This is a genomic window from Pontibacter aquaedesilientis, from assembly GCF_014773225.1.
Taxonomy (GTDB): domain Bacteria; phylum Bacteroidota; class Bacteroidia; order Cytophagales; family Hymenobacteraceae; genus Pontibacter; species Pontibacter aquaedesilientis.
In genome coordinates, this window is record NZ_JACXAJ010000001.1 from 904,207 (window position 1) to 925,212 (window position 21,006).

At 49.3% G+C, this 21,006-nt stretch carries 27 protein-coding genes; 17 read left to right on the forward strand and 10 right to left on the reverse strand.

Going from position 1 to position 21,006, the window contains the following annotated elements:
• The first annotated feature begins 27 nt into the window (after nucleotides 1-27).
• The 7 genes from H9Q13_RS03980 to H9Q13_RS04010 all read left to right on the forward strand — a co-directional run bounded on the left by H9Q13_RS03980 (nucleotide 28) and on the right by H9Q13_RS04010 (nucleotide 5,609).
• On the forward strand, nucleotides 28-909 hold the full coding sequence (locus H9Q13_RS03980; protein ID WP_191182433.1) for a DUF58 domain-containing protein: 882 nt from the start codon (nucleotides 28-30) through the stop codon (nucleotides 907-909).
• Nucleotides 902-1,816: a hypothetical protein gene (locus tag H9Q13_RS03985; RefSeq protein ID WP_191182434.1), complete on the forward strand. Its 915-nt coding sequence runs from the start codon at nucleotides 902-904 to the stop codon at nucleotides 1,814-1,816. Before H9Q13_RS03980 ends, H9Q13_RS03985 begins: the two co-directional genes overlap by 8 nt.
• Nucleotides 1,797-2,849 (forward strand): vWA domain-containing protein, encoded by a 1,053-nt coding sequence (locus H9Q13_RS03990; RefSeq protein ID WP_191182435.1) that lies wholly within the window; start codon nucleotides 1,797-1,799, stop codon nucleotides 2,847-2,849. Before H9Q13_RS03985 ends, H9Q13_RS03990 begins: the two co-directional genes overlap by 20 nt.
• A 92-nt stretch (nucleotides 2,850-2,941) precedes the next feature.
• Nucleotides 2,942-3,628: a YggS family pyridoxal phosphate-dependent enzyme gene (locus tag H9Q13_RS03995; protein ID WP_191182436.1), complete on the forward strand. Its 687-nt coding sequence runs from the start codon at nucleotides 2,942-2,944 to the stop codon at nucleotides 3,626-3,628.
• A gap of 38 nt (nucleotides 3,629-3,666) precedes the next feature.
• A complete protein-coding gene (locus tag H9Q13_RS04000) occupies nucleotides 3,667-4,122 on the forward strand; it encodes a DUF2750 domain-containing protein (RefSeq protein ID WP_191182437.1) in 456 nt (151 codons plus the stop codon).
• 194 nt (nucleotides 4,123-4,316) lie between these two features.
• Nucleotides 4,317-5,192 carry a glycerophosphodiester phosphodiesterase family protein gene (locus H9Q13_RS04005; RefSeq protein ID WP_191182438.1) on the forward strand — a complete coding sequence of 292 codons (876 nt, stop codon included), beginning with the start codon at nucleotides 4,317-4,319 and terminating at the stop codon, nucleotides 5,190-5,192.
• Nucleotides 5,193-5,285: 93 nt separating this feature from the next.
• Entirely contained in the window at nucleotides 5,286-5,609 is a 324-nt protein-coding gene (locus H9Q13_RS04010; protein ID WP_191182675.1) for a DUF423 domain-containing protein, read from the forward strand.
• Nucleotides 5,610-5,681: 72 nt separating this feature from the next.
• Here H9Q13_RS04010 and H9Q13_RS04015 read toward each other — a convergent pair whose 3' ends face one another.
• The 3 genes from H9Q13_RS04015 to H9Q13_RS04025 all read right to left on the reverse strand — a co-directional run bounded on the left by H9Q13_RS04015 (nucleotide 5,682) and on the right by H9Q13_RS04025 (nucleotide 8,201).
• Nucleotides 5,682-6,131: a DUF1573 domain-containing protein gene (locus H9Q13_RS04015; protein WP_191182439.1), complete on the reverse strand. Its 450-nt coding sequence runs from the start codon at nucleotides 6,129-6,131 to the stop codon at nucleotides 5,682-5,684.
• A gap of 79 nt (nucleotides 6,132-6,210) precedes the next feature.
• Nucleotides 6,211-7,617 (reverse strand): ATP-dependent DNA helicase, encoded by a 1,407-nt coding sequence (locus H9Q13_RS04020; protein ID WP_191182440.1) that lies wholly within the window; start codon nucleotides 7,615-7,617, stop codon nucleotides 6,211-6,213.
• Between the two features lie 131 nt (nucleotides 7,618-7,748).
• Nucleotides 7,749-8,201, reverse strand: coding sequence for a PaaI family thioesterase (locus tag H9Q13_RS04025; protein WP_191182441.1), 453 nt, complete (start codon nucleotides 8,199-8,201; stop codon nucleotides 7,749-7,751).
• A gap of 37 nt (nucleotides 8,202-8,238) precedes the next feature.
• Here H9Q13_RS04025 and H9Q13_RS04030 point away from each other — a divergent pair, with 37 nt between their 5' ends.
• The 3 genes from H9Q13_RS04030 (at nucleotide 8,239) to coaD (ending at nucleotide 10,285) form a co-directional block, all read left to right on the forward strand.
• Nucleotides 8,239-8,724, forward strand: coding sequence for an NUDIX domain-containing protein (locus H9Q13_RS04030; protein WP_191182442.1), 486 nt, complete (start codon nucleotides 8,239-8,241; stop codon nucleotides 8,722-8,724).
• Nucleotides 8,725-8,802: 78 nt separating this feature from the next.
• Nucleotides 8,803-9,690 (forward strand): DUF3822 family protein, encoded by an 888-nt coding sequence (locus H9Q13_RS04035; RefSeq protein WP_191182443.1) that lies wholly within the window; start codon nucleotides 8,803-8,805, stop codon nucleotides 9,688-9,690.
• A gap of 115 nt (nucleotides 9,691-9,805) precedes the next feature.
• Entirely contained in the window at nucleotides 9,806-10,285 is a 480-nt protein-coding gene (gene coaD, locus H9Q13_RS04040) for a pantetheine-phosphate adenylyltransferase (RefSeq protein ID WP_191182444.1), read from the forward strand.
• Here the strand turns inward: coaD and H9Q13_RS04045 are convergent.
• The gene (locus tag H9Q13_RS04045; RefSeq protein WP_191182445.1) at nucleotides 10,239-10,919 is read right to left on the reverse strand and encodes an NUDIX hydrolase; all 681 of its coding nucleotides are present in this window, start codon (nucleotides 10,917-10,919) and stop codon (nucleotides 10,239-10,241) included. The genes coaD and H9Q13_RS04045 overlap by 47 nt on opposite strands.
• A gap of 109 nt (nucleotides 10,920-11,028) precedes the next feature.
• Here H9Q13_RS04045 and pyrE point away from each other — a divergent pair, with 109 nt between their 5' ends.
• Both pyrE and H9Q13_RS04055 read left to right on the forward strand, forming a co-directional pair.
• A complete protein-coding gene (pyrE, locus tag H9Q13_RS04050; RefSeq protein ID WP_224744044.1) occupies nucleotides 11,029-11,667 on the forward strand; it encodes an orotate phosphoribosyltransferase in 639 nt (212 codons plus the stop codon).
• Nucleotide 11,668: 1 nt separating this feature from the next.
• Nucleotides 11,669-12,166: a metallophosphoesterase family protein gene (locus H9Q13_RS04055; RefSeq protein ID WP_191182446.1), complete on the forward strand. Its 498-nt coding sequence runs from the start codon at nucleotides 11,669-11,671 to the stop codon at nucleotides 12,164-12,166.
• Between the two features lie 108 nt (nucleotides 12,167-12,274).
• On the opposite strand, the gene H9Q13_RS04060 is transcribed toward H9Q13_RS04055, so the two are convergent.
• On the reverse strand, nucleotides 12,275-12,454 hold the full coding sequence (locus H9Q13_RS04060; protein WP_191182447.1) for a hypothetical protein: 180 nt from the start codon (nucleotides 12,452-12,454) through the stop codon (nucleotides 12,275-12,277).
• A 79-nt stretch (nucleotides 12,455-12,533) separates the two neighbouring features.
• Here H9Q13_RS04060 and H9Q13_RS04065 point away from each other — a divergent pair, with 79 nt between their 5' ends.
• Together H9Q13_RS04065 and H9Q13_RS04070 are read left to right on the forward strand one after the other, a co-directional pair.
• A complete protein-coding gene (locus H9Q13_RS04065) occupies nucleotides 12,534-13,574 on the forward strand; it encodes a threonine aldolase family protein (RefSeq protein ID WP_191182448.1) in 1,041 nt (346 codons plus the stop codon).
• 40 nt (nucleotides 13,575-13,614) lie between these two features.
• On the forward strand, nucleotides 13,615-14,250 hold the full coding sequence (locus tag H9Q13_RS04070; protein WP_191182449.1) for a DNA-3-methyladenine glycosylase family protein: 636 nt from the start codon (nucleotides 13,615-13,617) through the stop codon (nucleotides 14,248-14,250).
• A 17-nt stretch (nucleotides 14,251-14,267) separates the two neighbouring features.
• Here H9Q13_RS04070 and H9Q13_RS04075 read toward each other — a convergent pair whose 3' ends face one another.
• Both H9Q13_RS04075 and H9Q13_RS04080 read right to left on the reverse strand, forming a co-directional pair.
• Entirely contained in the window at nucleotides 14,268-15,179 is a 912-nt protein-coding gene (locus H9Q13_RS04075; RefSeq protein WP_191182450.1) for a DUF58 domain-containing protein, read from the reverse strand.
• Nucleotides 15,176-15,601 (reverse strand): septal ring lytic transglycosylase RlpA family protein, encoded by a 426-nt coding sequence (locus H9Q13_RS04080; RefSeq protein ID WP_191182451.1) that lies wholly within the window; start codon nucleotides 15,599-15,601, stop codon nucleotides 15,176-15,178. The genes H9Q13_RS04075 and H9Q13_RS04080 overlap by 4 nt, the downstream gene beginning before the upstream one ends.
• 146 nt (nucleotides 15,602-15,747) lie before the next feature.
• On the opposite strand from H9Q13_RS04080, the gene H9Q13_RS04085 reads away from it, so the two are divergent.
• Both H9Q13_RS04085 and ychF read left to right on the forward strand, forming a co-directional pair.
• A complete protein-coding gene (locus tag H9Q13_RS04085; RefSeq protein WP_191182452.1) occupies nucleotides 15,748-16,104 on the forward strand; it encodes a DUF3276 family protein in 357 nt (118 codons plus the stop codon).
• Between the two features lie 131 nt (nucleotides 16,105-16,235).
• A complete protein-coding gene (gene ychF / locus H9Q13_RS04090; protein WP_191182453.1) occupies nucleotides 16,236-17,333 on the forward strand; it encodes a redox-regulated ATPase YchF in 1,098 nt (365 codons plus the stop codon).
• Between the two features lie 167 nt (nucleotides 17,334-17,500).
• Here the strand turns inward: ychF and H9Q13_RS04095 are convergent, their stop codons facing one another.
• Nucleotides 17,501-18,127, reverse strand: coding sequence for a class I SAM-dependent methyltransferase (locus H9Q13_RS04095; RefSeq protein WP_191182454.1), 627 nt, complete (start codon nucleotides 18,125-18,127; stop codon nucleotides 17,501-17,503).
• A 29-nt stretch (nucleotides 18,128-18,156) separates the two neighbouring features.
• A complete protein-coding gene (locus H9Q13_RS04100; RefSeq protein ID WP_191182455.1) occupies nucleotides 18,157-19,479 on the reverse strand; it encodes a type IX secretion system plug protein in 1,323 nt (440 codons plus the stop codon).
• A 196-nt stretch (nucleotides 19,480-19,675) separates the two neighbouring features.
• Here H9Q13_RS04100 and H9Q13_RS04105 point away from each other — a divergent pair, with 196 nt between their 5' ends.
• The gene (locus tag H9Q13_RS04105) at nucleotides 19,676-20,539 is read left to right on the forward strand and encodes an SDR family oxidoreductase (RefSeq protein ID WP_191182456.1); all 864 of its coding nucleotides are present in this window, start codon (nucleotides 19,676-19,678) and stop codon (nucleotides 20,537-20,539) included.
• On the opposite strand, the gene H9Q13_RS04110 is transcribed toward H9Q13_RS04105, so the two are convergent.
• Nucleotides 20,536-20,976: an OsmC family protein gene (locus tag H9Q13_RS04110; RefSeq protein WP_191182457.1), complete on the reverse strand. Its 441-nt coding sequence runs from the start codon at nucleotides 20,974-20,976 to the stop codon at nucleotides 20,536-20,538. The genes H9Q13_RS04105 and H9Q13_RS04110 overlap by 4 nt on opposite strands.
• Nucleotides 20,977-21,006 lie beyond the last annotated feature (30 nt).

A 21,006-nucleotide genomic window follows, 5' to 3' on the forward strand; every position in this document is an offset into this window, starting at 1 on the left:
TAAAATCTGAGGCCACGGCACTAGGTTATGAAAGAGCTTGTTCAGAAGCTACGAAAGTATGAGATACGCATCCGGAAGGCTATCAACACGCAGATGCAGGGCGATTTCCATTCCGTCTTTAAAGGTTCGGGGCTGGAATTTGACGACGTGCGCTCCTACCAGTACGGGGACGACGTGCGCAGCATCGACTGGAACGTTTCGGCCAAAGGCCACGGCACCTTTGTAAAAACCTACCGCGAGGAAAAAGAGCAATCCGTATTTCTGATGCTCGATGTGAGTGCTTCCCAGACAATCGGTACCGGCAAACAGCAGAAGCTGGAGGTAGGCAAAGAGATTTGCGGCGTGCTGGCGTTGGCCGCCGCCCGACAGCAAAGCCAGATCGGCATCATTTGCATCAGCGATCAGAAAGAAAAATACATACGGCCGGCCAAAGGTATAGAGCAGGCTTATACTATCATAAAGGCCTTGCATGAGCTCAAGCCCAAGTCGGTGAAGACCAGCCTGTCGGCCGGTATAAAGCTTACACTCGATATTGTCAAGCGCCGCAGCATCATCCTGCTCATCTCCGACTTTATTGACGTGAGTTACGAAAAGGAATTGGCTATGCTGGCCAAGCGTCACGACCTCATCGTGCTTCAGTTGGTAGATATGCGCGAACGCAGCATACCGGGCATGGGCATTGTGCCGGTGGTCGACAAGGAAACAGGCAAGACGGTGTGGCTGAACACCTCCGGTGCCGCATTTCAGCAGCAGTATTTCTCCCAATACAAACAGAACCAGGACAAGATCATCCGGATTTGCCAAAAGTACCAGGCCAATTACCTGGCCATTCAGACCAACGAAGACTATGTGCCGCAGCTGGTAAACCTGTTCAGGATCAGAAACAGAACAACAAAGAAAAGTGCGTAAGGTCTTTCTGCTTATACTGCTATACCTGTTTACCCTATCAACCTGGGCTCAGCAGGTAATGCCGCCGGTTGGCCGCTTCAGTAGCGACACCATCCGGATAGGAGAACTGCTGCGCTATACCTTGGTGCACCGGCACCCGGCCACCCAGGAAGTGATCCTGCCAGACTCCTCCTTCGATTTTAGTCCGTTTGAGTTGGTGCGCCAAAGTTTCTACCCAACCCGCACCAAAGCCGGCATCAGTACCGACAGTGCTGTCTATACCCTTCGCACTTTCGAGACTATGCCTTTGCAACGTCTGGTGCTGCCGGTCATAGCGCTGCACGGTCAGGATACCTTACAGGTATTCGCTCCTCCGCAACAGGTCATTTTGCAACAGATGGTTCCCTACGTGCAGGATCCGCTGTCCCTGAAGACTCAGACCGAGCTCATCCCTATACCTGAGCGATTCGATTGGCCGATCATCCTGCTATGGGTGCTGACAGCGATCTTTGTACTGGCTTTGATCTGGCTCGTTTTCGGACAGGCTATCAAAACCAAATACCAGCTATACCGGCTGCGCAAAGACCACCTGTACTTCAACTCCCGCTACAATTCCCACGTGGACCGCTTCGTGAAATCCGGCTCTGCCAGCAGCATGGAAAAAGCCGTTGCGCTCTGGAAGAACTATCTGACCAAACTGGAAAGAAGCGCCATCAACTCTTTCACGACCAAAGAGATTGTGGAATTCTACGATGACGATGAGCAGGTTAACCTCGCACTGCGCTTCTGTGACAAAGCCATTTACGGCAATGTGGTGGCGGAGCCCGACACGGAAACCAACCAGGCCCTGGGCATGCTGCGACGTTTTGCAAGAGGCCGCTATAAAACACAACGCGAACTGACCCGAAATGCTAAGAATCAGCGATAACATGTTGGATTGGCTCAGCCTGGAGTGGTTCAGCTACGGTACCCTGCGTTCCTTTGACTGGGTATATCCGCTTGTGCTCTATGCCCTGCCTGTTATCCCGATCCTGTTTATAGTGAAAGGCCTGCTCAGGTATAAGTCGCGCAACAAACTGGACATGGCCATGTTCGAGGGCAGCATGTCTTGGCAATGGACCAGTCTGCTGCGTTTTATACCTGACTCGCTCTTCATCGTTTTCACCATGTTGGTTTTGGTTGCCCTGGCTCGGCCACAGCAAATAAACGAGCAGGTGGAACAAACGGCCGAAGGTATAGACATTGTGCTGGTGCTGGATGTGTCTGGCTCTATGGCGCTGCAAGATATCAAGCCGAGCCGGCTGGAGGCCGCCAAGGAGGTGGCCATCAATTTTATAGACGGGCGGGTGGCTGACCGTATAGGTCTCGTTGTGTTTGCCGGTGATGCTTACTCCCTGGCCCCCCTCACAACAGATTACCAGTTGCTACGCGAGAACATCCACTCCATCCAATACGGCATGATCCCCAATGACGGAACCGCCATTGGCAGTGCTTTGGCCGTAGCCATCAACCGGATGCGCGACTCTGCCGCCAAAAGCAAAGTGGCCATTCTGATAAGCGACGGGGAGAATACGGCTGGCAGCCTCGATCCCATTATGGCTGCAAGACTCGCCTTTGCGCATCAAATTAAACTGTATACCATAGGTATAGGGAAAGACGGACTCGTGCCATATGATGTAGACGCCAACGGCAAAACCTTGTTGGTAGAAACACAGTTAGACGAAAAAAGCCTGCGGGACATTGCCTCAACCGGTGAGGGCCGCTTTTTCAGGGCAAACACCCGGGACGGGCTACAGGATATTTTCCAGAGTATCGACAAGTACGAGAAAACGGAAATTACCGAGAAACGCTTTCGCGATGCCCGCGATTATTACCAGGTATACCTGAAGTGGGCACTGCTGCTGCTGGTCTGCTGGATGCTTCTCAAAAACACGTTCCTCACCAACGTGCTGGAAGACTGAGTAAAGTTTAAGAGTAAGTGCGTTTTGGCGTTTCGAGTTAGTCTCGGTCAGCTGAAACTCTTGAAATTATTGACACTACACGATACAAAACCATGGCTGCTATTGCTGATAATATCCTTTATTTTGATGAGAAGCTCCGAAACACGCCCTGCCGACTGGTAGCGGTTTCGAAGACCCACTCTCCCGAAATGATCATGGAGGCTTATAATGCCGGTCACCGTATATTCGGGGAAAACAAGGTACAGGAGCTGCTGGAGAAGCGCGATCAACTGCCCCACGACATAGCCTGGCACCTGATCGGTCATCTGCAAACCAACAAAGTAAAACAGATCGCACAGTTTATCGACACCATTCAGTCAGTTGACAGCCTGAAACTCTTAATTGAAATCAACAAGAGAGCCGAGCAGTTTAATCGTACGACGCCGGTTAATTGCATGCTGCAATTTGACATTGCCGACGAAGAAACCAAGTATGGCATGACATACCAGGACGCGGTAAACCTGCTGCAATCGGAAGAATACCGCAACATGCACTTTATTCGGATAACCGGTGTCATGGGCATTGCAACAAACACCGACGAGGAGGAAAAACTCCGGAATGAGTTCCGTACCTTGCGCGGTTATTTTGATAAACTCAAAGAAACCTTTTTCTTTGCCAATGCAGACTTCTGCGAAATATCCATGGGCATGACATCCGACTGGGAACTGGCCCTGGCAGAAGGAAGTACGCTCATTCGGGTTGGGAGCGGTATATTCGGCTCACGCAACTACAACAACTAGAAACCTAACGCAATTATTCCACTAAAAGAATCAAGAACATGGAAGAGAACACCACCGGCAACATGGAGGCCAATTATAGAAAATTTATCCAGCAGGTAGTGGATACCAACGCGGTTTGGGGACTGACACACGATGAAACCTGGGCGACCTCCAGCTCGGCCGAGTTTGAGGATGCGGAGGTGATCCTGTTCTGGTCTGACGCGGCGGGCGCCCAAGCTTGCGCAGAGGATGACTGGAAAGATTATAAGCCTGAGTCTATCTCACTGGTAGAGTTCCTCGAGAACTGGTGCGTAGGCATGTACGGTGATCAACTGCTGCTTGGTCCTGACTGGGATGCGAGCCTGAGCGGTAGAGAAATGGAGCCCTTGATCGTGGCACTGGATGTGATCAATGAGCTGAAGCACAAAGGTAAGTCGCTTGAGTTTAGCCAGTACGACAGTCAGGAGGAATTTGAAGAGCAAGTGATCGAAGCACTGGAAGGCGATGAAGAGTAACCCCCGCAAAGGGCGAGGCTAAACCATACACGACTTCGAACGTGTTATCAGGCAGGAAAAGTGTAATAGTTTCATAACCTCATTTTAGGTAGAAATTAACTTTTCCTGCCTGATTTGCTTTCAAAACATGCCTGATGCTACGTTTAACATTCTCAACATCGTTACTGCTCCTGTGTTTAACCATGTCCTGCTCCATGTCGAATCAAGGTTACATTAAAACTAATACTACCAACCAGGAGTTGCCTCCCTTCGACCTGGAAGGGCATCGGGGCGCACGTGGCCTCATGCCCGAGAACACCATCCCGGGTATGCTCAAAGCCCTTCAGTTGGGCGTGACCACGCTGGAGATGGACACGCATATTTCGAAAGACCGGCAAGTGCTGCTGTCGCACGACCCTTACATAAATCCGGAGCATGATCTCTTGCCTGATGGCAGGGAAATAGCAGCATCTGACAACAAGAAATATGCGCTATACCAGTTGGAGTATGAAACCATCCGATCATTCGATGCCGGGTCAAAGTATTACGACAAGTTTCCGCAGCAGGAAAAAATCAATACCTACAAACCGCTGCTCTCCGAACTAATCGATACTGTGCAGACTTACCTCCAACAGCATGGTTTGCCGCAGGTATACTACAACATCGAAACCAAGTCAAAGCCCTCTGGAGACGGCAAACTGCACCCCAATCCCACCGAGTTCGTGGAATTGCTGATGGGCGTGATTCAGGAGAAAGGAATTGTAGATTGGGTCATCATTCAGTCCTTCGATGTGCGTACCCTGCAAGTGTTGCATGAAAAATATCCGCAGGTGAAAACTTCCTTGTTGGTGGAAAACAGAAAAGGGTTTGAAAAAAATCTGGAAATATTGGGCTTTGTACCTAATATCTATAGCCCTTACTACAAATTGGTGACAAAAAAACTAGTTACGCAATGCCATACCCGCGGTATAAAACTTATACCCTGGACCATTAACGAGCTGGAAGAGATGAAGCGGCTGAAAAACATGGGGGTGGATGGCCTGATCTCCGATTACCCAAACTTATACCAGGAATTAGAGGCGGCAAAATAAATAAAGTAAATTGCTGCCTGAATCATAACGTAACTGACCGTGACGCAAAAAACCATCTTACTAATAGCCACTGCCTTTGGAGCCCTGAGCGTAATGATCGGAGCATTCGGAGCCCATGCTCTGGCTCCCATGCTGCAAGCCACTAACCGTGTCGACACCTTTGAGACAGCCGTGAAATACCAGATGTACCATACCCTGGCATTGCTGGCCGTCGGACTTTTGTTGTTTCGGGTAGAGCATCCAGCGCTTCAGGTAGCGGCCTGGGCCTTTTTCATTGGTATCCTCATCTTCTCAGGCTCCCTCTATACCTTGTGCATGACCGGCATTACCTGGCTTGGCGCCATCACCCCGATTGGAGGCCTCTCCCTGATCGTAGGATGGGCTGCGCTATTTTATGCCATACTTAAGTCGCTGTAGCAGCAAATATTTTAATGCATCAAAAAAGCCCTCCTGAAAGAGGGCTTTTTTGTGATAGGTATGTAGTACCGCTTACTGCGTCTTGGCAGTTGAGGATGGTTTCTCTTTTATGTTCGTGACAATGTACACATAGGAAGCACCGTTAGTAGCATTCGAATGGATCGTAATTGCTTTCTTCTGCTGGCCCATTCTACCGGTGCTGTTATACTTTGCAGTCACAAAACCCGTCTTGCCCGGCATCACGGGTTCCTTTGTCCAGGCTCGTGTCGTACAGCCACAGGTCACATCCACCCGATCGATGATGAGCGGCTGCGTACCTGTGTTGGTAAACGTAAAGGTATGCTCCACCACATCGCCCTGTGCGATATCTCCAAAGTTATGCTCCGTGGCGTCAAACGTGATGGCTGCTCCTGCTTTAGCCTGCGCTTGCGGCGCAGCGGCTGGTTTGGCTGGGCCTTGCTGTGCGATGGCACCACTGGCTACCAGGGCTGCCATTGCGAATGATAGGATTATTTGCTTCATGGGTATAATGGGTTAGATAATGCTGTTACGGTACATCTGCTGTTAAGTTTTCGATCTGCAAAGGTATCAAATGGATATATCAGTCAACCAAAAGCTGCTTGCTAAAGTTCAGCAGGTATAGCTCTTCAGACGATCGGGTTAATGCCGTATAGAGCCAGCGGGCGAACTCCTCATTCACCATATCATCTTTCAGGAAACCTTGGTCCACGAAGACCGCTTTCCACTGGCCACCCTGTGCCTTATGGCAGGTAAGTGCATAGGCGAACTTCACTTGTAGGGCATTAAGGTATGGATTTTCCTTGAGCTTTTTAGCCCGGTCCTTCTTGGTTTTAATGTCCATGTGGTCCTGCAGCACCTCTTCATAAAGTTTCTTGTTCTGATCGGCTGGCAACGCAGGGGCATCGGTATATAGCGTGTCCAGCATGATCTTGACCTCCAGTTCCTCCTCATCGGGATAATCCACGAAACGCACGCGCACATCTGCAAACCGGAATCCGTACATATCCTCGTACCGGATGATCTTGGTGATCTCTACAAAGTCTCCGTTTGCCATAAAACCGATATTGGAGTCTTTCGGCAACCAGAAGTAGTTATTTCGCACGATCATCAGGTAATCCCCTACACCAATCTCATCCTCCGAAAAGAAGATCTGGCGCCTGATGTGCTGGTTATACAGGTTGGCGGTTTTGTTGGACCGACAGATTACAATGGAATTCTCCACACCGAACTTGTCATAGGCGTAGCGCAAACCATCCTCCAGTTTTTCGCCCGTCATGCGGTAAATATCGCGCCAGCCTTTGGTGTGCAGCTTGACCTCCGGAGTGGCGTTCTGTAACTGGTTTCGCAATTGGGTCGCATTCATCAGGATGCCCGATGCCTCTGCCTGGCGCATCACCTGCCGCAACTCCAACTCTTGCACCTGGCAACGGAAATTGTGTTTCAGGTAGTCTGCGTTCAGAGACGGACTCATCACCTGGTTGACCGGTGGCAGCTGTGCCGTGTCCCCAATCAGCAGCAGTTTGTTGCTCTTATTATCGAACACGTAGCTGAGCAGGTCCTGCAGCAGGCCGTTCTGTCCAAAGCCACTGTCATCAGAGATCATCGAGGCCTCATCCACAATAAAAAAGGTATTCTCTGCCTTATTAGGTTGTCTGGTAAAGGAAAGTCCTTCTGAATAAGGGTTGGCGGTCTGCCTGTATATTTTCTTATGTATCGTGAAGGCTGTTCTGCCACTGTAAGAAGCCATCACCTTTGCAGCGCGGCCTGTTGGGGCTAACAGCACATACTTATACCCGAATGTTTTCAAAATCTTTACCAGGGAGGTCACTACGGTTGTTTTACCGGTACCAGCGTAGCCTTTCAGCAGAAACACCGACTTGTCCTCTCCTTTGTTCTGTATAAATTCGTCAAGTTTGGCAAAGAGCCGCGCCTGATCCTGTGTAGGCTCAAACGGAAAACTTGTTCTAAGTGCCTCTACTGGACGCATAAATTGAGTTTAGGAATTAATGTGTTAAAAGAGTTCAAGAGTTAGGGAGTTAAAATGGAGTTTAGGAGTGATAAACTAAATTATAATAGAGATCATTTTTATCAATCTCAAACTCATAAACTCGCTAAATCTTAAACTCGCTTCAGGTCTTCCGGGGTGATAGTAGCCATGGAGGTACTGGCTTTGGCTATGAGCAGGGGTTCCTTGCCTTTGGTTACCACGTATACCTCTGCTTCGCAGAAATTCAGTTTTCGGCCCTGCTTCAGCACAAAACCCTTGGCCAGGAGCTTATCGCCTACCCCAGGGTGAAAATAGGATACTTTAATCTCGGCCGTCACCACATGGTGGTCTTTAGGCACTAGACTAACCGCTGCAAATCCAGCCACAATGTCTGCCAGTGTAGCGATTACGCCGCCATGGGCAAAGCCCTTGTGTTGTCGGTGCCGTTGCTCCAGCACCAATTCCCCCTCTACTCTACCAACCTCAATTTTGGTTACCTGGAAGCCCATCAGCTTCATAAACTCCTGGCGTTCCAGTTTTTCTTTTATATCAGCCCGGAAATCGGGGTTAAACGTCTGAATCATTTTGTAAATTTACCACCTATACCCCGCTATCGCAAACATGAATATGCTAAACCCTAACACTGCCGCCTATGCCCACCAGGTGAGAGTGCGCGTCTGTGGCATTTGTCTGCAGGATAATAAATTATTACTGGTCCGTCATCAGGCAACTGTAAAGAACCAGGCTTTCTGGGCTCCTCCCGGGGGCGGGCTACAGTTTGGTGAGACCATCGAAGCCTGCCTGCTCCGTGAAGTGCTCGAAGAGACGGGTCTTCAAACGAAAGTAAAGCGATTTCTTTTCGTGAATGAGTTCCGGGAAGATCCACTGCAGGCCGTGGAGCTGTTTTTTGAATTGGAAGTCGTAAGTGGTGAGTTGAACACCGGCTCAGACCCGGAAGCCGCTGCCGAACATCAACTGATTGAGGAAGTGTCTTTTTTAAGTCTGGAGGAGATCCGTAAAATTCCGCTAGCCGACAAACATCGCATCCTGCATTATCTTTTTTCGATGGATGACCTTTTCGGCATGCCGCATCATTTCCTTAACTGATGCCGCCCTTGCTGCCCTATTGCCATATTTTTATTATACTTGCATAGCATAATCTAGCCATACTGAGCGCACTTAACTTTGGATACCATCAACACACATTTTCGGCTGTCTCACCAAATTAAGGATGAGGCCTTTCAACTTTCGCAGGCAGGCAATTGCAATCTATATATAGCCATCAGCGCGAAGGCTGTTCGTTTTGCCGTGGTCGATGTGGAGCGCAATAAGTTTGTGGTGCTGGAAGATTATGAGCTCATCACGGTATTCACCCCGCTGCAGGTGGCCGAGCAGCTAAACCTGATTGCCGCACATAGCCCTGTTTTGCAGGAGCAACGCTGGCTAAACGTGCGCATTAGTGTTAGCAACCAGTATTTCACGCTCGTGCCCGAAACGCTCTTCGATCCGGCCCACCAGGAGGATTATCTGCAACTGCACAGCGACCTGGACCCAAAGCAGCACGTCATCCTGTACAACCGCGCCTGTGGCCCTGAAGTAGTCAACATTTTTGCCGTAGATGGTGTGGTCTACCGCATGGCACAAAGCCTGTTTCCGGAGCGTAGCGTTCAGTTTGTGCACCATACCAGCTCTCTTATTCGCAGTGCGCTGCATCAGAATGACCGCAAAGATGGCCGTAGTATGCAGCTGTTCGTGGAACGTAATTACGACACCATATTGGTTGTTGACGAAAATGGCCTGCAATTCTGCAATGTGTTCCATTACCTGAGCCCCGAGGACTTCATTTACTTCGTCATTTTTGTGATGCAGGAACAGAAAATGAACCCGGAACAGGAGACAATAACCGTTTGGGGCGACATCACACATGACTCCAGTCTCTTCAACACATTAAAAAAATATATTCGCCAGGTTCGGTTCGGCAAGCGCCCTGCAGATGTGGGGTACAGCTACAAGTTCGACGACATGTTTGAACACCGCTACTTCGAACTCTACAGCCTGCATTTTTGTGAATAAAACTAATTGTTAAATTGTTGATTGTTAAATTGTTGTTCCAGTAAATAGTGCTGCACGAACAGCAGTTCCTTGGTTAACGAATAAACCATTTAGCAATTAAACTTTAAAAAGTTACATGAAGAAAATCGCCATTTTCCCGGGGTCTTTTGATCCTTTCACTAACGGACACCTGGATGTGGTGCTTCGAGGTACTCGTATGTTCGATGAGATTGTAATCGCAATCGGCAATAATAGTGTCAAGAACCGCTACATACCCGTGGAGAAAATGGTGGAGATTATCGAGGAGATTTTCAAGGATCAGCACAATATTTCGGTGCAGTCTTACAAAGGCCTCACAGCGGAGTTTGCCCATGAGGTGGGGGCCAATTTTCTGCTCAGGGGCTTGCGCAATACCACCGACTTCGAGTATGAAAATACCATCGCACAGGCAAACCGTCACATCAACAAGGAGCTGGAAACGGTTTTCCTGATCACATCGCCTGCACTGGCTGCCATCAGTTCCACCATTATCCGTGAAATCCACCGCTTCGGTGGCAATGTGGATGAGTTTATACCTTTCCCGATTTCAAAGATTGCAGATATTCCCGCACAATAAAGGCAATAGAGGTATAGGCTTTGGGTAACACTTCCATCGCCTCCTCGGGTGTCATCCAGCGCACCTCCTCAATAAACTCCTCCGCTTGCGGCTTCATCAGGCTGTCATCGGTGCAGTTCATCAGGAACCAACTGGTTTTCTTCAGGATCTTTTTGCCTTTGTAAGCATAGGAATGCCAGGTTTTAGGCAGTTTCTCGAGCGACTCCACTTTAATGTTGCACTCCTCTTCTACTTCACGCAGGGCACCGTCCAGTGTTTTTTCGCGTTTGTTCAGCTTTCCTTTAGGCAGGTCCCACACACCCAGGCGGTAGATCATCAGAATCTTGCCCTCTTTCAGCACCAACCCACCGGCCGCTTTCACTATTTTGAACTGATCTTTCAGATGTTCGATCAGCTGCTTCTTTTTGTTTGTGACCAGTGTAAGGGAGCGTAGCTTCTTTAGCTTTTTCACCTCCATCAGGCGCACTATCCTGTCTATCAGCAGGGTATCCACCCGTTTGATCAATACGTCACCTATCAGGTCCTTGGAAGAGAAGTGGTCATCGGCGTCCAGCACCAGGTCGTAATGATGGCGGTGTATCTTCTCGTTCGACTTTTTGAGGATAAGCGGAATATCGTTAATAAAAACGTTCATGGGGTATGGTGCATGGTTAACAGGCTTGAAATTTACACAAATCAATCAATATTTCACTCCAAAGAAATCATAGGGGCATAAAAAGGGGAAATATTTATTAAATTCGTCCATGGATAATCAGACGATAGCATATCAGGTAGCCTCTTTCCTGCTCGAGACAGAGGCCGTGAAACTAAGACCGGAACAGCCCTTTAAGTGGAGCTCCGGATGGAATTCGCCTATTTATTGCGATAACCGCGTGACACTTTCCTTCCCCTATATACGCAGCTACATCAAACAGCAGCTGGCCGAACTGGTGAAGGAAAATTTTCCGGAAGCAGAAGCTATTGCCGGTGTGGCAACGGCAGGTATAGCGCAGGGCGTGTTGGTTGCCGACCTGTTGGAGATGCCATTCTTATATGTGCGTCCGCAACCTAAGAGCCACGGGATGGCTAACCAGATCGAGGGCAAGCTGGTAGCGGGCCAGAAAGTGGTGATGGTAGAGGATCTGATCTCGACGGGGGGCAGTTCGCTAAAGGCTGCTGAAGCTGTGCGTTCGGCGGGTGGCAATGTCATTGGTATGGCTGCTATATTCACCTATGGTTTTTCGCTGGCAGAAGAGAATTTTAAGGAGGCAGAAATTCCTTTGCACTGCCTGAGCGATTACCAGGCTTTGACTGAAGCTGCTATGCAAAATGGCTATATACCTGAATCAGCCATGCCAACACTGGCGGAATGGCGAAAATCGCCTGAAACCTGGAAGGTATAGCATGAAGATCGGCCTCCTCTCTGATACCCACGATTACCTGGACGAACAGATCCTGCGTTACCTCAGCGACCGCGATGAGATCTGGCATGCAGGTGATTTTGGGACTGCCCGGGTAGCAGAGCAACTCCGTGCGGTGGCCCCGCTGCGGGGTGTCTTCGGCAACATAGACGGCCAGGACATCCGGCAGCTATACCCGAAAGTGCTTCGTTTTGAAGTGGAAGGACTGGATGTGATGATGACGCACATCGGCGGCTATCCGGTAAAATACCACCCCGATGTTCGCCATGAAATACGTTCCAATCCGCCCCAGCTTTACATAACAGGCCATTCGCACATTCTTAAAATCATGCCCGACAAAAGTCTGGGCAACCTGCTGCACATTAACCCGGGTGCAGCGGGCAAGCACGGCTTTCACAAGGTGCGGACCATGGTCCGATTTGCCATTGAGCAAGGGCAAGTGCGTGACCTGCAAGTGATTGAGTTAGGCAAAAGGGCATAAAAAAAGCGTGCCTGCTGGTGCAAGCACACTTTGAAATCTTTGGAAAACCCGCCAACCGAAGCTTACACAGCGTTGGCAGGCAGATGGTTTTACTTTGCCGTAAAAGGACTACTCAGCAGAAGTTTCTTCTACTTTGTTCTTTGGCGCTTCACCGAACTGAGCACGCAGCTCGTCCATGTCAACGTTCTTAATAACAGGCGTCAAAAGCAATTGCTTAATTCTGGCAACCTTGTTGTTTGCTCTTGCCTTATTCTTACGGTCTTTTCTTTTAAGTCTAGTAACTCCCATCGTTGCAAAATTTAAATTTGAAGGGCAAAAGTAAGTTATTATTTTTACAAAGTAAAGTATTTCTAGAATCAAATTCGATATGAACATAACCGATCTCCGTTCAGATACCGTGACCAAGCCTACGCCCGGCATGCTACAGGCCATGTTTGCCGCCCAGGTAGGCGACGATGTATATGAGGAAGACCCGACCATAAATGCCCTTGAACAGAAAGCAGCCGCCATGTTTGGCATGGAGGCCGGCCTCTTCTGCCCTTCCGGCACCATGACCAACCAGATCGCCATCAAAGCCCACACCGAACCGATGACGGAGGTAATCTGCGATGTGACGGCGCACATTTACCAGTATGAGGGAGGCGGCATCATGTTCAATTCCGGTGCCTCGGTGGCACTGGTGCACGGGGAACGTGGTAAAATGACGCCTGCGCAGGTGGAGGCCCATATACGACCGGATAACATACACTACCCTCCTACCCGCCTGGTAGCGCTGGAGAACACCTGCAACAAAGGCGGAGGGGCCTTCTATACCTTGGAGGAGATAGCGGCCATCTCAGAGGTCTGCAAGCGCCAGGGTATAGCGCTGCATCTGGATGGTGCACGGGTTTTCAACGCCCTGGTAGCCTCAGGCGAAGACGCGGTGGCATATGGCAATTATTTCGACAGCATCTCCATCTGCCTTTCCAAAGGACTGGGTGCGCCGGTGGGCTCTCTGCTACTGGGCAAAAAGGAATTTGTCAAAAAATCACGCCGCATCCGCAAGGTTTTGGGAGGCGGAATACGCCAGGGCGGTTACCTGGCCGCAGCTGGCATTTATGCCCTGGAAAACAACATTGAACGCCTGGCCGAGGACCACCGCAAAGCCAAGGAAATAGAATCAATGCTGATCCAGGCTGACTATGTGGAGTATGTGCTGCCTGTGCAGACCAATATTGTCATCTTTAAGTTGAATGACAGGTATAAGGATGTCGATTTTGTAGCGGCACTGGCAGAAAACAGTATACGTGCTTCCAGTTTCGGACCGCAAATGGTGCGCTTTGTCACACACCTCGATGTAAGCGACGACATGCTACAACATGTCCTGCAAGTACTACACAAACTGAATAAGACACACGTGGCGATATAGACACTGGCTATACCTAAACTTATACCTGAAGGCTTTGAAGATGACGATTAATAATTCGCCCAGTTACCCAAGTCCCGAAGTAATGGCTGTTTTCTCCAATGATCCGGTTATCTTGGAGGTTATCAGCAGGGGAAAGCCTTTGGAATCCTCAAGGTCGGAGGACGTGTACTTCAAACTTTTGAGTGCGATCGTCTCACAACAACTCAGCACCAAGGCCGCTGCCACTATTTTTGGGCGGTTTAGGGAGTTATACCCTGACCAGTATCCGAACCCCCACCTCGTGTTAGACTCATCCGATGAAACGCTACGTGGGGCGGGACTTTCCTTTCAGAAAATTGGCTACATCCGGAATGTTGCCGCATTTGCTCATGCAGGAAATCTGGAGCACTCGATTATAGACGCCATGGAAGATGAAGCCCTAATCCAACACCTGACCCAGATTAAAGGTGTGGGACGCTGGACCGTGGAAATGCTACTCATGTTTGCGCTGGAAAGACCGGATGTGATGCCATTGGATGACCTGGGCATACAAAATGCCATGAAGCGGCAGTATGGACTGGAGGAAACAGGCAAAGCTTTACGAGTGAGGATGCTGGAAATTTCAGAGAAGTGGCGGCCATACCGAACGATTGCCTGCAAGTACCTATGGCAGTCTTTGAATAATGCACCTGCTTAACTAGAAAATAGGTATAGCTACCGTACTTTCGCCCTTTTCACCAGGTAACTGTACAGCACCTTGTCGAATGGCTCACTGATATCGACCGGCACAAAATCGATCTTGTACTGACCGCACTTCAGCTCCAACTCACGTTTGTAGTTGGCTATAGCGCTGCGATAATGCTCCTTTACCTGTGAAGGTTGCAACTTTAGCTCCTGACCCGTTTCTACATCCACAAACACATAGGGGCGCTCTGCGAAATCAAACTCCTCCTCAGTTTTGCGATCCATCACATGGAAGATGAGCACCTCGTGCTTCTGGTGTTTCAGGTGTTGCAAAGCCGCGAAGATGGCATCACTGTCCTCATGCCGGCCTAACATGTCGCTGAAGATCACAACAAGGGAGCGCTTCGGAATCTGCTGTGCGATCTGGTGGATCACCTCCGGCACATTGGTTTCTTCCCGGACAGGAGTTTCTTCCAGTTGCTTTTGGAGTAGCAGTAATAAGGTATGGAGATGGGAGGCAGTGGAGCGAACAGGCGTTTGCTGCCTGATGGCTTGGGCGAAGGTCACCAGCCCTACCGCGTCACGCTGCTTCCGGAGCAAGGTGGCCAGCGCCGCTGCACAGAGTATGCTGAACGTGATTTTACCTTTGTTCTCTACCGGATAATACATGGAAGGCGACACATCCAGCAGCATATGACAGCGCAGGTTGGTTTCCTCTTCAAAACGCTTCACAAACAGCTTATCGGTGCGGGCGTATACCTTCCAGTCGATGTGACGGGTGCTTTCGCCACTGTTATAAAGCCGGTGTTCCGAAAACTCTACCGAGAAGCCATGGTAAGGTGATTGGTGCAAACCTGTGATAAAGCCCTCCACCAATTGCTTTGCCAGAAACTCCATGTTCTCGAATTTCTGAACGTCGGCAAGTGTGAGGGGCTTTTTCATAAACTCAGTTTCGGTTTTTTTCCGGTTGGCATTATCTCAGAAACGATGGTAGCCATTTCAGGTTGTCCGCTGCCAGGCAACTCCTGTACCTGCACCGGCGCTATACCTGCCCGAATCAGGTCAATCTGCTGGGCAGCCGCCTTCGAAATATCAATAACCCGGTGTCGGCTATGGGCCATGCGGTCGTTGATGCGCACCACAACCGACTTACCGTTACGGGTGTTGGTGACCTGCACGTAAGTATCGAATGGCAGGGAAGCATGGGCTGCAGTGAGCTGGTTTTTGTTGTAGCGCTCACCACTTGCGGTGCGACTGCCATGCATCCGATCCGCATAAAAGGAAGCCTTTCCGTCAGCGGAGTAAAGGGTGCGGCCAGCAGGAAAAGAAAGCAGAAATACTAGTATAAGTGAATAGATATTCATGATATACTATATTTGGTTCATCGCAAATATATAATTTATTATCAATAGCCTATTTAATTGCTAAATTTTAAATTCAAAAATTTTTATATATCAGAACAATATGTTACTTTTAGGCTTAGAAAGTTGAATTTAACGTCTTATAAACGGTGGAAGAGAACAACGAAAAAGCAGAAATTTATTCCCAAAGAGTAAGAGCCGGGAAGAGAACGTATTTCTTTGATGTGAAGTCAACTCGCTCTAACGACTTTTATGTGACTATCACAGAAAGTAAGCGCAAGTTCAAGGATGATGAGTTCTCGTACGAGAAGCATAAGATCTTCCTTTACAAAGAGGATTTCGTGAAGTTTATGGAAGCGCTGCAGGGCACAATCGATCACGTTAAATCAGAACTTTTGACGGAAGAGGCCCTCGCCTCACTCGAAAACCCGACAGTGTCCAGCGAACTTCCTGTGGCTGTTGCCGAGGCTGAAGTTTCTTTTGACGAAGAACTGAAGTGGGAATAAGTACTTGTTTTTTTTAGTTTAGCTATAGAGAGGCTCATGGGAAACCATGGGCTTTTTTTATGCCTCTCCCCTCCTCTGAAACTCCCCGAAAATTTGTATCTTTGCGCCCTGATATTAAACGATAAGAATTAATGGGACTAAGATGCGGAATCGTAGGACTGCCCAATGTAGGCAAGTCTACTTTGTTCAACGCTATTTCTAATGCCAAGGCAGAATCTGCCAACTACCCTTTCTGCACCATCGAGCCCAACGTGGGTGTGATTACGGTGCCCGATGAGCGCTTGCAGATTCTGGAAGAACTGGTGAACCCGCAACGTGTACTGCCTACCGTGATCGAGTTTGTAGACATCGCCGGACTCGTGAAAGGAGCCAGCAAAGGCGAAGGGCTTGGCAACAAATTCCTGGCGAATATTCGTGAGGTAGATGCCATCATCCATGTTGTGCGCTGCTTCGAAGACCCTAACATTGTACACGTAGCCGGTAAGGTCGATCCTATCTCCGACAAGGAAATAATTGACACGGAACTGCAGCTGAAAGACCTGGAGTCCATCGAAAAGATGATGATCAAGGTACAGCGATCGGCTAAAGCAGGCGACGCAAAAGCCAAGAAAGAACTGGCTAGTCTGGAAAAATATAAGAACCACCTGGAGCAGGGCCTCAATGCCCGCAGCCTGGAGGCTACAGAAGATGACAAAGAGACTGTGAGCGAACTAAACCTGCTCACTGACAAGCCGGTAATCTACGCAGCCAACGTGGACGAAAACTCCATGAACGATGGCAACGAGTATTCCAACGCACTGGCCGAGCACGTAAAAAACGAGAATGCGCAGGTGGTATTAATCTCAGCCTCCATCGAAGCACAGATCGCAGAACTAACCGACCCAGAGGAGAAGGAAATGTTCCTATCTGAGTATGGACTGAAAGAGTCTGGGCTGAACAAACTAATCCGTGCGTCTTACGAGCTGTTGGACCTGATCACTTACTTCACCGCGGGTGTGAAGGAAGTGCGTGCCTGGACGATCGGAAAAGGCTGGAAAGCTCCGGCTGCTGCGGGTGTGATCCACTCTGACTTCGAGAAGGGCTTTATCCGTGCCGAGGTAATTAAGTTGAAGGACTACCAGGAGTACAAAACGGAAGCCAAGATAAAGGAAGCCGGTAAAATGGCGGTAGAAGGAAAAGACTACGTGGTGCAGGACGGAGATATCATGCACTTCCGATTTAACGTATAAATACATTCCCATATGTTAAAAGCGCCGGTGTTATCGCTGGCGCTTTTTTTTATGCCTATACCTGTGGGGAATGCACCAAACAAATTGACCTCAATAATCAGGAATTAGACCTGAATGGATGCTGATTTAACCCTGACTGTACAAATTATCATTAACAAGTTGAGGTGCTAGTTTTTCTGCAAAAGCAGGCTAAGAATACGCAGTAAGGTTGTACGGTCCGCTTCGTCAAAGAACTCTTCTATACCTTGCAGCGAGAACCCGCTTTGGTTGGCAGCCTGCACAAAATCGGAAACATGATGAGTATAGCAAGGCACCTCCTGGCGCCCCTCGGACGTGTCAAAACGGGCTTTGGTACCTGCGTACTGCTTGAACGGATGCAACTCCCCCACATACACATAACCACCTGGCCTTAGCACGTTGGCCGCCTGAGCAAAAACATGGCCCAGATCACTGATATGCTCCAGCACCAGGCTAAAGGTTACCAAGTCGAAACGTGTATCCGTAAATTGCCAGTCCCGGGTAATGTCAGCCTGGATAAAGTCTACACGATTATTATTAACCTTGGCCTTTGCTTTCGCCAGCATACCTTCCGATAAGTCTACCGCTGCGACATACCGGGCTTTATCCAGCAGCCACATAGTGTTCTTACCCGTCCCACAACCAATTTCCAGGCAACTATCAAAGGCTACCCCAGCCAACACCTTACGCAGAGCTATACCTTCCAGATCACGGGTACGGTTCTTGTTCGTGTCATACTGCTCAGCCCAGGCGTTATAAGCGTTTCTTACATCCATCTGCCTATGTGTTTCCTGTCAACTGGTCGCTATCTTCTGTTAAAGGACAATTCCTCATAGCCAATAAGCAAGTCAGCACGCGACCCCGGTGGGCGATAGTAGATGAGAATATCATAAGTATTGCCGGTAGCAAAATGGCTGCCCTCGAAATAACTGACGTCAAGGGTATTGCTGTTGTTCTGTTTAAGGGCATAGTAATAGTTGTAATAGCCTTGCTTCAGCAACAAACGCCCGGAATAGGCTTGCTGCTCCTGATCGTAGCGCATACGTGATTCCTCATTTAGCTGCCAGTCTGTAAGGCCTCCCAGAATATAAACACTTCCGTTCTGCACCTCTCCTGTTCTCAGCTCAAAATCCACCCAGGTATAATCGGCATTCACAATGGAGTTACCATACTCCCGGTTGCCATAGAGCTGTTTTCCGTTCACATCCGGGTCCTGGCTATAGGCCAGGCCATCACGGCTGCGGTCAGCCTGCAGCAGAACGTGAACGGGCGAAGCTTCCAGGTTGATCTGGTCTACGCCTATACCTTTGTAACGAATGCTGCGCGTGTCAAAGGGGCGGAACTCACTCAGCCCCTTGAAATGCTCACTTGCCTCAAAGAACACATACTCCAGGCGACGCTGGTCATCCCGCACGAAGGTAGGTCTCGGGTATACCTTGGCATTGTCCCAACGATGGTTTTGGCGCATGACGGCCCGCACTTCCTGCGACGGGTTTACCAACGCATAGTCTTTATAGAATACATTGAACTCAATCGGTTGACGGGCCTCCTTCCCGTTTGGTCCCATGGGTGCGCCCAGTTTTGCGGTTACAGCCACCAGGTTCTGGTACACCAAGAAACGGCGTGTCAGCAGAAGGCCGCCCCCCTCCTCACTTACCTGCAACACATAATTGCCGCTTAGCTTTACACGGGGTACCCGGAAGCGATAGTGCACATAAGGTACGCGCGTACTGATGGAGTTCTGGACATCAGTTACAAAAAACTCATTAAAATCGTTGAGGTACTGTTGCTCATTCAGACCGGAGGGTGTCCAGTCGGCATTGCAGTAGACCAGCTTGGCTACCAGGCGCTGCGGGCCGGCGTTCAGCCTGTCAAACTCGAGCAAAATGGGCTGTTCCTGCCCAAGCGATATGACAGCCGGCTCCAGCACGGCTTCAGGGCCACCCGTAGCACGATAGCACTGCACAGACCTTATGCTAGGGTCATAAACGTAATCTTCGTAACGGATCGACTGCTGTGTACGCTGACCTGATGTTGTCTGTCCTTGTTGCTCGATCGGAACACAGGCAGCCATACCCCATGCTAAACTAGTAGCAAGCAGGGCAGCATAGATTTTATTAGGAGACATAATCATGTGCTATGATACCGGCACAAACAAACAAGGTATGGCCAGTTACAGGTTTTAATTTGATAGACGAAGATAGGAATTTTTAACCAAAGCATGTTTTTACAGGTATAGAGGGTTTAAATTATACCTTAAAAGATTGCAAATCAAAAAGTTACAACGTATATTCAAGCTCGCCGAACCATACAAAACCTACACTATGAAAAAAATTCTACTGGCCGGTGCCACCGGGCAATTGGGGAAGTATATCTTCCGGGAGCTTAAACTGCAGGGCTATGATGTGCGCGTGCTGGCACGCAATCTCAAGAAAGCACAGGCACTGTTCCCTGATCCGGAAGAACTTGTGCTGGCAGACGCCACAAAGCGAGAATCTTTGGCAGGTTGCTGCGCCGGTGTGAAGGTGGTCATTTCGGCTATCGGCAAAAACACAAGTCTTCGCAGTCAGAGTCACGGTTCCTTTCTGGATATTGATTACAAAGCAAACCTGAACCTGCTTGGTGAAGCCCAAAAGGCAGGCGTGTCGCAGTTTATTTACATCTCCGTCTATGGTGCTGACAGGTATGCTAGCCTAGCCTATTTCAAGGCACACAACGACTTTGAAAATGCCTTGCGCAGCAGCGGAATATCCTATACCATACTGCAGCCTGTTGCCCTCTTTTCTGCCTTGGATGAGCTTGTATACATGGCCCGCAAAGGACGGGTGGGCTTTTTCGGGAAAGGTGACAAAACAGTAAACCCGATCTATGAAGGGGATGTCGCCAAAGTTGCCGTATCCTGTATTGGGCAGGCAAACCAAACGCTGCCGCTCGGGGGAAAATTAACTTACTCCCGACGCGAGTTGATCCACATAGCCTGTGAGGCCGTCGGCTACAGTGGCCGGATATCAGAAATTCCGTTTGAACTCGTTGAGCCGCTGCTCCCATTTGTCCGACTGATGAGCAGGAGCCTGTACGATAAAATCGCCTACATGCTGGCCGTTTCTAAGGATGATTGTATTGCGCCTGCTGTTGGAGATCACAGTTTGGAAGAGTACTTCGAACTGGAATCAGCCTTGCTCCACTAATCCGTTGCGCTGTCTTTCTCCAATACAGTCCGTATCGCTATACCTGACTCCAGGGTGCGTTGCACCGGGCATCGTGAAGAAATGTCCTCCAGCCTTTTTATTTGCTCCGGACTGAGTTTACCCGACAAACGGAGCGTTTTCACGATCTGCTTTCCGTTTCCATTGTTACTGCTTACACCAGGGTTTGTGCCACTGGCCAAAGACTCCATGTGCAAACTGACTTCAGCCCTTTCCAACTCCCATTTTTTTCGTCGGGCGTACATATGCAGCGTAATCACGGTGCAGGCTCCCAATGCACTTAGGATGTAATCGTCCGGGTCGGGGCCCGTTTTTATACCTTCGTCTATACCTGATTCGTCAATTGTAAAGGACTGTTCTTCCATTTTTATCTGGGCCACATACCCCGACGGGCTGCTGGCATGCACTACTACACTCATCTATTTGTTGGGTTGTTTCGCTAGCATATA